The 12,502-nt window shown below is 56.8% G+C and carries 15 protein-coding genes; 9 read left to right on the forward strand and 6 right to left on the reverse strand.

Features of this window, described 5'->3' with window-relative positions; genetic code table 11:
* Positions 1–54 precede the first annotated feature (54 nt).
* Positions 55–1,200, forward strand: a complete 1,146-nt coding sequence (locus J9777_RS02020) for a site-specific DNA-methyltransferase (protein WP_209347124.1) — start codon at positions 55–57, stop codon at positions 1,198–1,200.
* Between the two features lie 46 nt (positions 1,201–1,246).
* Here J9777_RS02020 and J9777_RS02025 read toward each other — a convergent pair whose 3' ends face one another.
* The 3 genes from J9777_RS02025 to J9777_RS02035 are packed head-to-tail and all read right to left on the reverse strand — an operon-like array spanning position 1,247 to position 2,544.
* A complete protein-coding gene (locus tag J9777_RS02025) occupies positions 1,247–1,690 on the reverse strand; it encodes a hypothetical protein (RefSeq protein ID WP_209347125.1) in 444 nt (147 codons plus the stop codon).
* Positions 1,691–1,704: 14 nt separating this feature from the next.
* A complete protein-coding gene (locus tag J9777_RS02030) occupies positions 1,705–2,076 on the reverse strand; it encodes an antibiotic biosynthesis monooxygenase family protein (protein ID WP_209347126.1) in 372 nt (123 codons plus the stop codon).
* Between the two features lie 15 nt (positions 2,077–2,091).
* Positions 2,092–2,544: a MarR family transcriptional regulator gene (locus J9777_RS02035; protein WP_209347127.1), complete on the reverse strand. Its 453-nt coding sequence runs from the start codon at positions 2,542–2,544 to the stop codon at positions 2,092–2,094.
* Between the two features lie 180 nt (positions 2,545–2,724).
* Here J9777_RS02035 and J9777_RS02040 point away from each other — a divergent pair, with 180 nt between their 5' ends.
* Together J9777_RS02040 and folP are read left to right on the forward strand one after the other, a co-directional pair.
* Positions 2,725–3,948: a hypothetical protein gene (locus tag J9777_RS02040; protein ID WP_209347128.1), complete on the forward strand. Its 1,224-nt coding sequence runs from the start codon at positions 2,725–2,727 to the stop codon at positions 3,946–3,948.
* Between the two features lie 142 nt (positions 3,949–4,090).
* On the forward strand, positions 4,091–5,242 hold the full coding sequence (gene folP, locus J9777_RS02045) for a dihydropteroate synthase (protein ID WP_209347129.1): 1,152 nt from the start codon (positions 4,091–4,093) through the stop codon (positions 5,240–5,242).
* Here the strand turns inward: folP and J9777_RS02050 are convergent.
* Positions 5,175–5,663, reverse strand: a complete 489-nt coding sequence (locus tag J9777_RS02050; RefSeq protein WP_209347130.1) for a hypothetical protein — start codon at positions 5,661–5,663, stop codon at positions 5,175–5,177. The two genes, folP and J9777_RS02050, sit on opposite strands and share 68 nt — an antisense overlap.
* 190 nt (positions 5,664–5,853) lie before the next feature.
* Between J9777_RS02050 and J9777_RS02055 the strand changes: the two genes are divergently transcribed.
* Positions 5,854–6,633, forward strand: coding sequence for an outer membrane beta-barrel protein (locus J9777_RS02055; RefSeq protein ID WP_209347131.1), 780 nt, complete (start codon positions 5,854–5,856; stop codon positions 6,631–6,633).
* Between the two features lie 2 nt (positions 6,634–6,635).
* On the opposite strand, the gene J9777_RS02060 is transcribed toward J9777_RS02055, so the two are convergent.
* Both J9777_RS02060 and J9777_RS02065 read right to left on the reverse strand, forming a co-directional pair.
* On the reverse strand, positions 6,636–7,397 hold the full coding sequence (locus J9777_RS02060) for an SDR family oxidoreductase (RefSeq protein WP_209347132.1): 762 nt from the start codon (positions 7,395–7,397) through the stop codon (positions 6,636–6,638).
* Positions 7,398–7,440: 43 nt separating this feature from the next.
* Positions 7,441–8,871: a sigma-54 dependent transcriptional regulator gene (locus J9777_RS02065; protein ID WP_209347133.1), complete on the reverse strand. Its 1,431-nt coding sequence runs from the start codon at positions 8,869–8,871 to the stop codon at positions 7,441–7,443.
* Between the two features lie 181 nt (positions 8,872–9,052).
* Between J9777_RS02065 and J9777_RS02070 the strand changes: the two genes are divergently transcribed.
* Genes J9777_RS02070 through J9777_RS02090 form a run of 5 tightly spaced genes read left to right on the forward strand, consistent with a single transcriptional unit; the run spans position 9,053 to position 12,501 of the window.
* Positions 9,053–9,178, forward strand: a complete 126-nt coding sequence (locus J9777_RS02070) for an aa3-type cytochrome c oxidase subunit IV (protein ID WP_209347134.1) — start codon at positions 9,053–9,055, stop codon at positions 9,176–9,178.
* Positions 9,179–9,188: 10 nt separating this feature from the next.
* Positions 9,189–10,310: an NAD(P) transhydrogenase subunit alpha gene (locus J9777_RS02075; RefSeq protein WP_209347135.1), complete on the forward strand. Its 1,122-nt coding sequence runs from the start codon at positions 9,189–9,191 to the stop codon at positions 10,308–10,310.
* A 47-nt stretch (positions 10,311–10,357) separates the two neighbouring features.
* Positions 10,358–10,720 carry a hypothetical protein gene (locus tag J9777_RS02080; protein ID WP_209347136.1) on the forward strand — a complete coding sequence of 121 codons (363 nt, stop codon included), beginning with the start codon at positions 10,358–10,360 and terminating at the stop codon, positions 10,718–10,720.
* A gap of 48 nt (positions 10,721–10,768) precedes the next feature.
* Positions 10,769–11,053 carry a proton-translocating transhydrogenase family protein gene (locus J9777_RS02085; RefSeq protein WP_209347137.1) on the forward strand — a complete coding sequence of 95 codons (285 nt, stop codon included), beginning with the start codon at positions 10,769–10,771 and terminating at the stop codon, positions 11,051–11,053.
* Complete coding sequence (locus J9777_RS02090; RefSeq protein ID WP_209347138.1) at positions 11,050–12,501, forward strand: NAD(P)(+) transhydrogenase (Re/Si-specific) subunit beta; 1,452 nt, start codon at positions 11,050–11,052, stop codon at positions 12,499–12,501. Before J9777_RS02085 ends, J9777_RS02090 begins: the two co-directional genes overlap by 4 nt.
* Position 12,502 lies beyond the last annotated feature (1 nt).

The raw sequence follows: 12,502 nt of genomic DNA on the forward strand, positions 1-12,502 counted from the left end.
ACGTGGAGTCCGCTTGGACTCACCCTGTGGATAACTTCAATCGGGGGAATAAGTATGGGGGTCCGAGAGACCTTACTAAAGCGCGCACCAACCAAGGCCCGTGCTAAAAAAGTAGAAGTCCAGAAGGCTGATTTGCCGCTGGGGAAAATCCTGTCTGGCGACTGTGTAGAGGCGATGCGCAGCATCCCTGATGCCAGCATCGATCTGGTGTTCGCAGACCCTCCGTATAATCTGCAACTGGGTGGTGATCTCAACCGCCCCGATGGTTCACAAGTCGATGCGGTTACCGATGATTGGGACCAGTTCGACAGCTTCAAAATCTATGACGATTTCACCCGCGATTGGCTGACCGAAGCAAAGCGCATTCTGAAGCCCGATGGCGCTCTGTGGGTCATCGGCAGCTACCACAACATCTTCCGCGTCGGCGCGATCTTGCAGGATCTGGGGTTCTGGATTTTGAACGATGTCGTGTGGCGCAAATCAAACCCGATGCCCAATTTCCGCGGCACCCGCTTCACCAATGCGCATGAGACTTTGATCTGGTGCAGCCAGGGTGAGAAGGCGAAGTACCACTTCAACTATCGTGCGATGAAAACACTCAATGACGAACTGCAAATGCGCAGCGATTGGGTGTTGCCCATCTGCGGCGGCGGAGAGCGTTTGAAAGAGGGCGGCACCAAAGTGCACCCGACACAAAAGCCCGAAGCGCTGCTGTACCGCGTGATGCTGGCTACGACCGAGAAGGGCGACGTCGTGCTCGACCCGTTCTTCGGCACCGGCACCACCGGCGCGGTTGCCAAGCGTCTGGGCCGCGACTGGATCGGCTGCGAGCGCGAAGGCGTCTATACCGAGGCGGCTCTCAAGCGGATCGAGAAAGAACTCCCGCTAGACGAAAGCGCACTGCAAACGATGCAGGCGGGGCGCAACGCACCGAAGGTCGCGTTCGGCGCATTGGTCGAAAACGGCTACATCACACCGGGCACCAAAATCTTCGACAAAAAACGCCGCTGGATCGCAGAAGTCCGTGCAGACGGGTCAGTCACGCATGGCAAACAAGCCGGCTCAATCCACGGGTTGGGCAAAGAGTTGCAAGATGCCCCGAGCTGCAATGGCTGGACTTTCTGGCACTATGAGGTCGATGGCGACGTGAAGCCGATTGATGCAGCGCGGCAGGACTATCTGCTGGCGGTTGAGGACTAACGGTTCAGCAGTCGACATCAGTTGCAGCGGTCTCTCGGCCTAATTCTCACTTCTGTCGTCTGATTCGCCCTGTCATCATCAACCCGTCGCGGATGTTCAGACCCATCAGCGTGAGGTTGATCGCACCAGCAACGAGCTCGAGGACTTGTACGCCATAGAACCAACCATCGAACGCTCTGGCATCTGCCTTCGAGGCAAGGAACATCGCAGATGGAACCAGTATCAGCAGTCCATTGGCTGCGATGAAGGGCATTCTCTTCTTCTTGGCCAGCGTCTTTGGGTCTTTGCGTCTGGCGCCCAAAGACATGCCCGACCCGCCAGTTATCATCAGGGCGGGGATGAGGAGAGCCATCCCATAAAGGACTGCCTGTTTAACCGATGCGATTGTTGAATGGCTGCCGAATAGTTCGGAAATCACGGTTGACGACCAGAACGTCAAAATCGTGAGAAAGCCTATCGCTCCGGCGATCGCATGAATGCGCGTTTTCATCGGGTTAGACCCAATCAATCGACGCAGAGGCCGGGGACAGCCAGTTTTTTGAAGAGGTGAGGCGAAACCGTCGCGCTATCGGGATAGCGTGCAATACGAGCTTGAAATTCGGGGTTTGTGAAAGCGTCACGGAAGCTGGCCATGCTTTCCCAGACAGCATAATTCAGGAAGGTAGCGCTGCCCGAAATGCCTTTGTGCAACTGGGTCGAGATATAGCCGGGCTGCTCTTTCATAAACTCGGCATCATGTGCCCAGGCTGAGATCAGAGCATCTTCATCAGCGAGGTCGATAGTAAAGACGTTGATGAGCACGACCGAACCATCCTCATTGACCTGCATTTGGTCCATCAGGCTCGTTTCGCTGTTCATTTCAACTAATTGCGGCATTCTGTGTTCCTTCTCTTAATTCGAATTTTCTAATCGTTCGCTGATGGTCCGCAGCAGTTTGAGTGCACGCGACACCTCCTTTGCCGACAGAGCTTCCGACAGATTGTTGACCCATGCGGCTTGTGCCGCGTTGATTTTGGCCATGACTTTTTCGCCCTCTTTGCTCAGATCGAACAGAGGGGCGCGTTTGTGGTCGATATTGGGGAAGCTGCTGACGAGATCGCGCTCCAGCAGATCATTGATGATCCGCTGCACGCCTTGCCGTGCCAAACCCATACGGCGGGCGATCTGGGAAACGGTAAGGGGTTGCCCCTCCTCATCAATTGCGCCGAGCACTTGCCAGCGTGCACTGGTCAGCCCGAAGGGCCCGGTTATCCGGTTACCGGCACCGAGCAGTTCGCCATTGAGCCGAAAGACTTCCAACACAAGCTGCGTAAGCGCTTCACCATTGAGAGTTCGAATCGTCATTGGTAGCGTGTAACCAAATTGACAACATATTGTCAATATATGGACTTGTGATGATTGGGGAGAGGGAATTGATGCGAGCTTTGGGCAATGTTCCAACTGGTTGGCCTGGCTCAAAGCATCTTGCGTAGTTGGGTTTGCCTTGGCAGTTTAACCATCACCACCATGCCCGAAAGTTGAACCATGCCAACCCGCCTAGTCATAGTCCTCATCACACTAATGCTCCCATCCGCGGCATTCGCCTTGCCCGAGGGCGACGGCAAAGCACTGGTCGAAGGCGTATGCAGTTCCTGCCACCGGGCGAGCATTATCGAGCGCAGCTCCGGCTATTCGCGGGACGATTGGCAGTTTCTCGCCTCGACGATGATTGACTTGTCGAACAACCCGGAAACCGAGGGCAAGATTCTCGACTATCTCGCGGCCAATTTCCCGCCCAGCGATAATCGTGCGGCAACGCCTGTTGTGGGTCCGCTGAAGCTGCGGTTTGAGGAGTGGCAGGTGCCTACGTTGGGCCAGCGCTCGCGCGATCCGGTTGAGGACAAGGACGGCAATATCTGGTGGGTGGGCCAGTGGGGCGATATTCTTGGGCGGCTCGATCCACGCACTGGTAAAATGGACGAAGCCCGGCTGCCGAGAGGGGCCAAGCCGCATTCGGTCAATATCGGTCCAAACGGCTTTGCCTGGTATACGGGCAATAAAAATGCCACTATCGGCAGGTTCGATCCCGCGACCGGTGAAATCACCGAATATCCAATGCCAGATGAGGCCGCGCGCGATCCGCACACGGCTGAATTCGATGCTGACGGGATCATGTGGTTCAGTCTGCAGGGCAGCAATATGATCGGCCGTTTGGATCCGGCGACAGGTGAAGTGAAACTCGTCCCTAGTCCGCGCGAGAGGTCGCGCCCTTACGGCGTAAAGATCGCCAAGGATGGCACCATCTGGGTGGCTTGCAATGGCGCAAACTGCCTGTTGCGCGTCAACCCGGAGACCATGGACGTCACGGAAATCACCTTGCCGCAGGAACGGACAACGGTACGGAGGCTCGATATCGATCCGGACGGGGTAATCTGGTGGGTCAATTCCCGCTTGGGCGGTTTGGGGCGCTATGATCCGGTAAGTGGCGAGATCAAAGAATGGGCATCCCCCAGCGGCCCTAAATCGCACCCCTACGCTATCGCAATATTCGATGACGCTGTTTGGTATAATGAGAGCGGCGTCCGCCCTGATATGCTCGTCCGGTTCGAACCGGAGACCGAGACATTCCAGAGTTGGCCGATCCCTTCTGGCCCTGTCTATGGCGGTATCTTGCGCCACATGCGCACCACGCTGGATGGAAAAGCATTGCTGATCCATCAGAGCGGGACCAACCATATCGCCCGGGTGACTGTGGATCGCAGTGAATAAGCACAGCGGCGTCTGTCCTACGGCTCTCCAACACGCTAAACTGGCCGCATGACCAGACCCTTTCCGACCTACCACGATTCCTTCTCTTGGACCGTGTTCCATGTGTTCCATCGTGTAGGATTTACCGAGGGGAGAACCTCGCATGACTGATCAAATTTATATTCGCCCTATCGGGCTATCGGAAAGCCCGCAAAGCGAGGAGGGCGATACTGTCCGGCTGGCTGGCGGGATGGTTTACGCGCATCGGTTTGCGGTGTCGCATCGTAGTGCAGGCAATACAGTTCAGCGGTGGCTGACAGCGCCGTCGGGCATGGACGATGTGCTTTGCGAGCTGCCGGGTGATCTGGCGAGTGAGGCGCAAGAGCAGTGGGCGGCGCTGGCTGCTACGCACGCGCCTCTGCAATTGGGCGACCGGACAATTGCGCTCGATCAGCCGCAGATTATGGGCATTCTCAACGTCACGCCCGACAGCTTCTCTGACGGCGGTGATTTCCTCGATAACCCCGATGCGGGCCGCGCGCATGCTGCTGCCATGTTCGAAGCAGGCGCAGCAATCGTCGATATTGGTGGTGAAAGCACGCGGCCCGGCGCGCCTGCGACTTGGGAAGGTGACGAGCTGGAGCGCGTTTTGCCGGCGGTCGAATATTGCTCCGCGATGGGCGCGGCGATCAGTGTCGATACACGGCGTCCGGCCGTGATGGAGGCTTCGCTCGATGCAGGCGCGCATATTATCAATGATGTGTCGGCGCTCCGGCATGATCCGCGTAGTCTGGAACTGATGGCAGCGCGTGGGTGCCCGATTGTCCTGATGCATGCTCCCGGAGAAGGTGAAGACCTCCACGCGAATGCTGACTACGCCCATGTAGTTTATGACGTTTTCGACTGGCTTAGAGCCGCCCGTGACCGCGCAATTGCGGCCGGTATCGAGCGCGCCAATATCATCCTCGATCCCGGTATCGGCTTCGGCAAATCGCTCGCGGAAAACCTTGCTCTGATGAATGCACTGCCGCTGTTCCATGCACTGGGTCAGCCGCTGCTGCTGGGTGCAAGCCGCAAGCGGATGATCGGCGCGTTATCCAATGAAGCGCCAGCAGAGCAGCGCCTTGGTGGCAGTATCGCGCTGACGATTGCGGGGATGAATGCCGGAGTGCAACTCCACCGCGTTCACGATGTTGCGCCTGCGATTCAGGCGCGCAATGTGTGGCGCGGAATGCGCGATGCGGCGCTTACTGACTTTGCTGATCTTGGGGCTGCTCTTGGGCCTGATCTTGGGGCTGATCTTCCGACAGAGTAGGTTCGGAATCGTTGGCGTATTGTGGAGCGCGCGCGCGGCCGATCAGTGTCTTGAGTGCATCGGCAATCCATTGTTCGTCGACATTGTCATAGTCGGTCGCGACAGGCTCTTTGGAAGTCAGCGTGTAGGCGCTTCGGTTGACAGTATCGCAACCCAGCACAGCCTTTCCATCCTGCAGCTTCACCGAAATGGCCACGGTGCGCATGCTGTGGACCTTGATCACATATTGCTTGAAGTCGGATGTCGCGCCTTCTTCAGCAAGCTCGAAATCACGCCGACCTTCAAATGATCCCTTCACCAGCTCGACCAAGCGCGCGAGTTTGGGCGCTTCGTCCCGGTCCCAGCGGAACCGCTCGAATTGCGTATCATCTACAACGCTCGAAAACTGGTCACAAACCTGCTGGAATTCGTCCTGTGCCATGTGTGGTCCTTGCGCTGGATCGTGCCGCAACTGGCCCAATCGCAACTGGCCCAATCGATGGAGAGTAAGACTAGCGTGATAAGCCTTAATATCGCGTCAAAATGGCGAAATATCGCAAGTTTGTAACCGATGAGGTTGTAGCTGCGAACAGCAGCATGGGCGGAGAGAAACACAGTTAGAAAGACAACACATGACATATCCACTCAGCCGCCTAACGCGCATTTCCGCAGCAACTTCTGCTGTGGCTATTTTGGCATCAGCATCGCCTGCCTTGGCCCAATCGGGCGACGAATTTGAACCCGAAGGCGGCGTCTATGTTTCGGTTCTGGCCGGCGTGACATCGCCGAGCGACAACGAATTTGAAGGCGTCCAAGCACCGGTCGCTCCGTCACCAGGAACAGCAGGCGCCCCGGCATCAGTCGATGTCGGGTTTGACGAGGAATTCTACGGCGCAGTCGCGCTTGGTTACCGCATTCCAAAACGCGTTTTCGGTATCTTCCAACCGAGCATCGAAGTCGAATTCAGTCGCACATCGCCGGATGTTTCGAACGGTTCGTTCAATGGCGGAAGTCAGACCTTCAGCGGCAATTTCGATGTGAACACCTATTCGGTGAACTATCAATCGGATATCCGCTGGTCGAACAATCAGCGCGTCATCCCGTTCCTTGGCGGCGGTATTGGTATCGCTGATGTGGATGCCAATGCGCAGTATTTCCCGAACAATGGCGCAACCGCACCGACTTTCGCCGTCACTGGCAGCGATCAAGCGCTATCGCTCCACAGCAATGCAGGCCTGACTTTTGTTATCAACGACAATTTCGACCTCAACACCCGCGTCCGTTATCAGCGAGTGAGCGGACTAGACTTCGAGCGCCGCTTCATCGCGGGCACAAACGATGCGTTCAACGCGGATGTCAGCGGCGATTACGAGACTGTCAGCGTATTGGCTGGGGTCCGTTTCCGGTTCTGATCCTAGAGTGAGTAACCGCCGTCGCTGACTTGCACCGTTCCGGTGATGTTGGCGGCGGCGTCGCTCAGCAGATAGCCGATATTTCCGGCGATCTCGTCCGATGTGGCAAGCTTTCCACGCGGTGTTCCAGTTGCAAGCGCTTGCAAAGCGGCGTCGCGACCTTGCTCTTCGACCATCTTCTGGAAAGCCTCACCAGCGTCCCAAATGGCGGTATCGACCCCGCCTGGCGCGATAGCGTTCACGCGAATGTTCTGCTCTGCACCTTCTGCAGCAGCAATGCGCGCCATATGCGATACACCAGCTTTGGCGACGCCATAGGCACCGATTGCAGGTACCGCCTTATGACCAGTTATTGATGCGACCAGAACAGCACTCCCACCGCCGGATTTCCTCATCGCGCGCAAGGCCGAACGCAGTGTCAGAAATGCTCCGTCCAGATTGACGCTCATCACTTTGCGCCAATCGCTGAAGGTATGATCAGCCATCGGTGCAAAAGCGCCGATTCCGGCATTTACAATGGCGTGATCAAGACCGTTCAGATTGGCATCGAGTCCATCCCAGAAGCTCTCATCGCCGACATCGGCGGTGTGCAGTTCGGTTTCGCAGGATAGATCCAATGCGGCGAGTCCATCGGCATCCTTGTCGATCAAGATCAGCGTGCCGATACCGCGCTCATCCAGCCATTTTGCGGATGCCGCGCCAATGCCAGACGCTGCGCCGGTGATAAGGGCGGAGCGCCCGCTAAAATCGAAATCGTTTTTCATGGAGCCGCGCGTAGCAGCACTAGCTGCCAAGGCCTAGGCGGATTTAAGCAGCGTCGCCAATCCCAAGGTCGCCCAGCTTCCGGTAGAGCGTAGAGCGCCCGATGCCGAGGCGTCGTGCGACCTCTGTCATACGCCCGCGATAGTGACCAATAGCGAGGCGGATAACATCTGCTTCGATGTCTTCCAGCGGGCGCAAATTCCCGTCTGTGGTGTAGAGCATAACGCCGACACCCTCTTGCAGCGGATTGATCGCATCGTCGAGTTCACCGAGAATTTCGGACAATTGCGGGAAAGATTCCGCAGTCAGCGTTTCCTTGTCGCAGAACACGGCTGCGCGGAACAGGACGGCTTGCAATTGGCGGACATTGCCCGGCCAATCATAGGCTGCCAGCAAAGTCAGCGCGCCATCGCTAATCGATTTCTGGACCATTCCCGGTTGCTCGCCAAAGCGGGCAAGGAAGTGGCGTGACAATGCGGTGATATCGCCTTGGCGATCGCGCAAGGGAGGCAGCGAAATCTTGGTTTGCGAAATTTCGCTGAGCAGGTCCGGATGGAAATGCCCGATATTGTTTTTCTCATCGATCAAGTCGGTCAGCGGCAGATTGCTGGCGCAGAGCAATCGCACGTCGATCTTGAAGCCATGCTTGGCACCAACCGGACGCACAATACCGGTCGACATTGTTTCGGCCAGCTTGGCCTGTAGATCAGGGTTGAGACGGTCGATCTCGTCCAAGATCAGTGTACCGCCGTCGCATTGCTGCAACGCGCCGATTTGCCGGTCGAATGCACCGGGGAAGGCGTTTTGCTCATGTCCGAATAGGACAGACTCGATAGAATTGGCGGCAACGCTGCGCACATTGATAAGGCGCATCGGCGCTTTGGCACGCGGGCTGGCCGCATGCATCGCGCGGAGCAGCATTTCCTTGCCGGTTCCGCTTTCGCCTTCGATCAAGACAGGTCCATGACCGCGTGCAGCTTTGGCAGCTTTGGCCAATGCCGAGCGGAAATCTGGCGAGTTGCCGATCATCGCGTCGAAATCGAGCACGGTGTTCATTTTTTCGGTAAGCGGTTGCAGTTCGTCTTTCGGCGCTTCCTGCTTGGTCGAACTACGGAGTGCCTGCATCAGCCGGTCGGGTGAGACCGGCTTGATCAGATAATCTGTCGCACCCGAACGCATCGCCTCAACCGCGAGAAGCGGGCTGGCGCTGGTCGTCAGCATCAGAATTGGCATCGCCGGGCGGCGGGCTTTGAGTTCTTCGATCAAGGTGCAGGCGTCATCCCCTGGCACCCATTGGTCGAGAATAATCGCGGAGCATTGCATGCCTTGCCGCGTTCCAAGCATCGCAATCGCGGTCTCGGAATCTTCGACAACAAGCGTGCGCCAACCCTCGCGCGCGGCGAGTGCAGTGATAAGGCGGCTTTGCGCCGGCTCATCATCGATCAGCATTAAAAGGCGCGATTCGCTCTCTGCCATAGTCTCCAAAACCGTCCCGTTGCGGTACAGAGCCTGCATTTAGAGCGAACCGGTAAAGGTCTAATTAAGGCTAAGAATACGTTTTCGACACTTGATGCCTCCGTGTCCGCGCTATAGACCCACTCCACAGAGGGCCAGTGCCCGAAATTGTTTCGAAAATATTGATTGGGGAATACGAAAAATGGCTTCGGCAAATGACATGAAAGCGGCGGAGAAAACCTACAGCTCCTTCATTTCCAACCTTAAATGGACGGTGCCCCTGATTGCGGTCATCACCGCCATCGTCGTCATTTTGATTTCCAACTAAGATCGCCGCTTTGCAAATCGCAGCCCTGAAAGAGCGCGCTTCTGGCGAGGCGCGCGTCTCGATCACTCCTGAAACGGTGAAAAAGTTCATCGCGCTGGGGGCCATGGTGACTGTCGAAAAAGGTGCTGGCGAAACCGCGTCGATTTCTGATGCCGCTTATGAAGAGGCAGGCGCGACCATTGCGACTGCGGCCAAGGCTGTATCCGGCGCGGAGATTGTCCTCGGCGTGCAGGCACCCGATGTTGCGGCGCTGAAAGGTGCTGCAAAAGGTGCATGGGTCGCTGCGACTTTCGATCCATTCGGCGATAAAGACCGTGTTGACGCCTATGCAAAGGCCGGTTTTGAAGCGCTTTCGATGGAATTTATGCCGCGCATCACCCGCGCACAGAGCATGGATGTCCTGTCCAGCCAGTCCAACCTGTCTGGTTATAAAGCAGTGGTTTCTGCTGCGAACGAATATGGTCGTGCATTCCCGATGATGATGACGGCTGCTGGCACAGTTCAAGCTGCACGGGCCTTTGTGATGGGTGTCGGTGTTGCCGGCTTGCAAGCGATTGCGACAGCGAAGAGGCTAGGTGCACAAGTCTCCGCAACCGATGTGCGCAGCGCCACCAAAGAACAGATTCAGTCACTCGGTGCGAAACCGATTTTCGTCGAGAATGTTGCAGGCATCGAAGGCGAAGGCAGCGGCGGTTACGCCACTGAAATGAGCGAGGAATATCAGAAGGCACAAGCCGAACTGGTCTCAGGCCACATCGCCAAACAAGACATCGTGATCACCACTGCGCTGATCCCGGGACGCGCAGCCCCGCGCCTGATTTCTGACGCGCAAATTGCGACAATGAGGCAAGGCAGCGTGATTTTCGATCTTGCGGTTGCGCAAGGCGGCAATGTTGAAGGCAGCGAGCCGGACAAAGTCGTCACGAAGCATGGCGTGAAGATTATGGGCTTCTCCAACACGCCCAGTCATTTGGCGGCGGATGCATCCGCGCTGTTTGCGCGCAACCTTTACAATTTCCTCTCGGCCTTTTGGGACAAAGAGCAGGGCAAGCCCGTTCTTGATGAAGAGATTGGCGACGCTGTGCGGCTGACGCAAGGCGGTAAGGTCGTGAACGAGAGGTTGCTCGGTTGAACAAGCTAGCTCCCCTTTTGCTTCTTGCTTTGGCTGGCTGCTCTCAGATGACGGGAAGCGGAGCAGACTACGGCCGCGATGAGGCGATTGCCGGTGCGGGTTTCCGTGCCGAGGCGTTTGAAGTTTATGCGAAGCTGAACCCGGTCTGTCCGTACACTGCGGATGCCAACCAGCTCGCGCGCTACGCTGAGCCAGCGGAACGTTTTCAGAAGTTGCGCGATTGGGTTGCGGACACACCGTTCACCGTTGATCTCGCGATTGTGGAAGGGCGCTTCCAGCATTTCTGGAGCGTCAACACAGCTGAATGCGGACCGACCGATACCGAAGAAGGCATGGCGGCATTCAATGCCGAGCTGGAAGATTTGAACCGGCGTCTGTCGGTTCTCGAAAAAATGGCGGGGATGATCTGATCATCGCGCCGAATATTTGTAATTCACTGACCTGAAGGAAGGCCGCACGTGGACTTTATCTCGATACTCTCGATCTTCGTAATGGCCTGCTTTGTCGGCTACTACGTCGTGTGGTCGGTGACGCCCGCTCTGCATACGCCGCTGATGGCGGTGACCAATGCAATTTCTTCTGTGATTATCGTCGGTGCGTTGATCGCGGCGGCAGAGGCTGGAAGCCCCGCCGCGAAATGGCTGGGGCTGTTCGGGGTCGTGCTGGCAAGCATCAATATTTTCGGAGGCTTCGCCGTCACGGAGCGGATGCTGGCAATGTATAAGAAGAAGGAGGGCAAATGATGATGTCTCTCCTCGCTTCCGGCGTCGCTGGCACCGAGATACCCGCATGGGTCGCGCTGGCTTATCTTGCCGCAGGCGTCCTCTTCATTCTCGCTCTACGCGGGCTGAGCTCGCCGCAGACAAGTCGTGCGGGCAACCGTTACGGCATGATTGGTATGCTGATTGCGGTCGTCACGACATTGGTGACTCACAATATCGCGAACATCGCCGAGATTGGCATTGCGATGTTCCTTGGCGGCATCATCGGCGTCACCGTAGCGCGAAAAATTGCGATGACGGCTATGCCAGAGCTGGTTGCGGGCTTTCACTCTCTGGTTGGTCTTGCAGCAGTGGTCGTTGGACTTGCTGCTTGGTTGGACCCGGGTTCGTTCGGGATCACAGATGCAACCGGGCAGATCCTGCTTGTTAGCCGGATTGAGCTGGGCTTGGGCATCGCTATCGGTGCTATCACTTTCTCGGGTTCGGTCATCGCATTCCTGAAATTGTCAGGGCGCATGAGCGGCAATCCTATTCTGCTGCCCGCACGCCATGCGATCAATTTGGGGACACTTGTTGCAATCCTTGGAATGATCGCGGCCTATGCTGTGTCCGGTGCTGGTGGCGCTGGCGAGGGGCAGTTGATCATCTGGATCACGGTTGCTGCCTTCATTATCGGCTTCCTGCTGATCATCCCAATTGGCGGGGCGGATATGCCGGTCGTGGTGTCAATGCTGAACTCTTATTCGGGTTGGGCCGCAGCGGCTATGGGCTTCACGCTTGGCAACACCGCGATGATTATTACCGGCGCGCTGGTTGGTTCTTCGGGCGCTATCCTGTCTTATATCATGTGCAAGGCCATGAACCGCAGCTTCATCAGCGTTATCGCGGGCGGCTTCGGTGCAGAGGCATCGGGCGGTGATGGCGAACCGCGCGAGCAGCGCCCTTACAAGCAGGGTAGCGCAGCAGACGCCGCCTTCATGCTGGAGCAGGCAGAGAAAGTCATCATCATCCCGGGCTACGGTATGGCAGTGGCGCAGGCGCAGCACGCTCTGCGTGAGATGTGCGATTTGCTGGAAGAGAAAGGCGTCAATGTGAAGTTCGCCATTCACCCTGTTGCAGGGCGAATGCCGGGCCACATGAACGTTCTGCTCGCTGAAGCCAGCGTCGATTATGACAAGGTGTTCGAGCTGGAAGACATCAACAGCGAATTCGCGCAAGCTGACGTGGCCTTCATCATTGGCGCGAATGACGTCGTGAACCCGGCTGCGAAAACCGATAAGTCATCACCGATTTACGGTATGCCAGTGTTTGACGTCGACAAGGCCAAGCAGGTGTTCTTCATCAAACGCAGCATGGGCGGTGTCGGCTATGCAGGTGTCGACAATGACGTGTTTTATATGGACCAGACCATGATGCTGCTGTCCGATGCGAAGAAAATGGTCGAAGAGATCGTCAAGAGCATCGACTAAA

The organism is Pontixanthobacter sp. CEM42 (assembly GCF_017812015.1).
Classification (GTDB): Bacteria; Pseudomonadota; Alphaproteobacteria; order Sphingomonadales; family Sphingomonadaceae; genus Pontixanthobacter.

What these genes read in the sequence shown, in the direction of transcription:
- J9777_RS02020 (WP_209347124.1), top strand. Translation starts at nt 55, where the DNA reads ATGGGGGTCCGAGAGACCTTACTAAAGCGCGCACCAACCAAGGCCCGT.
- J9777_RS02025 (WP_209347125.1), bottom strand. Translation starts at nt 1,690, where the DNA reads ATGAAAACGCGCATTCATGCGATCGCCGGAGCGATAGGCTTTCTCACG.
- J9777_RS02030 (WP_209347126.1), bottom strand. Translation starts at nt 2,076, where the DNA reads ATGCCGCAATTAGTTGAAATGAACAGCGAAACGAGCCTGATGGACCAA.
- J9777_RS02035 (WP_209347127.1), bottom strand. Translation starts at nt 2,544, where the DNA reads ATGACGATTCGAACTCTCAATGGTGAAGCGCTTACGCAGCTTGTGTTG.
- J9777_RS02040 (WP_209347128.1), top strand. Translation starts at nt 2,725, where the DNA reads ATGCCAACCCGCCTAGTCATAGTCCTCATCACACTAATGCTCCCATCC.
- folP (WP_209347129.1), top strand. Translation starts at nt 4,091, where the DNA reads ATGACTGATCAAATTTATATTCGCCCTATCGGGCTATCGGAAAGCCCG.
- J9777_RS02050 (WP_209347130.1), bottom strand. Translation starts at nt 5,663, where the DNA reads ATGGCACAGGACGAATTCCAGCAGGTTTGTGACCAGTTTTCGAGCGTT.
- J9777_RS02055 (WP_209347131.1), top strand. Translation starts at nt 5,854, where the DNA reads ATGACATATCCACTCAGCCGCCTAACGCGCATTTCCGCAGCAACTTCT.
- J9777_RS02060 (WP_209347132.1), bottom strand. Translation starts at nt 7,397, where the DNA reads ATGAAAAACGATTTCGATTTTAGCGGGCGCTCCGCCCTTATCACCGGC.
- J9777_RS02065 (WP_209347133.1), bottom strand. Translation starts at nt 8,871, where the DNA reads ATGGCAGAGAGCGAATCGCGCCTTTTAATGCTGATCGATGATGAGCCG.
- J9777_RS02070 (WP_209347134.1), top strand. Translation starts at nt 9,053, where the DNA reads ATGGCTTCGGCAAATGACATGAAAGCGGCGGAGAAAACCTACAGCTCC.
- J9777_RS02080 (WP_209347136.1), top strand. Translation starts at nt 10,358, where the DNA reads ATGACGGGAAGCGGAGCAGACTACGGCCGCGATGAGGCGATTGCCGGT.
- J9777_RS02090 (WP_209347138.1), top strand. Translation starts at nt 11,050, where the DNA reads ATGATGATGTCTCTCCTCGCTTCCGGCGTCGCTGGCACCGAGATACCC.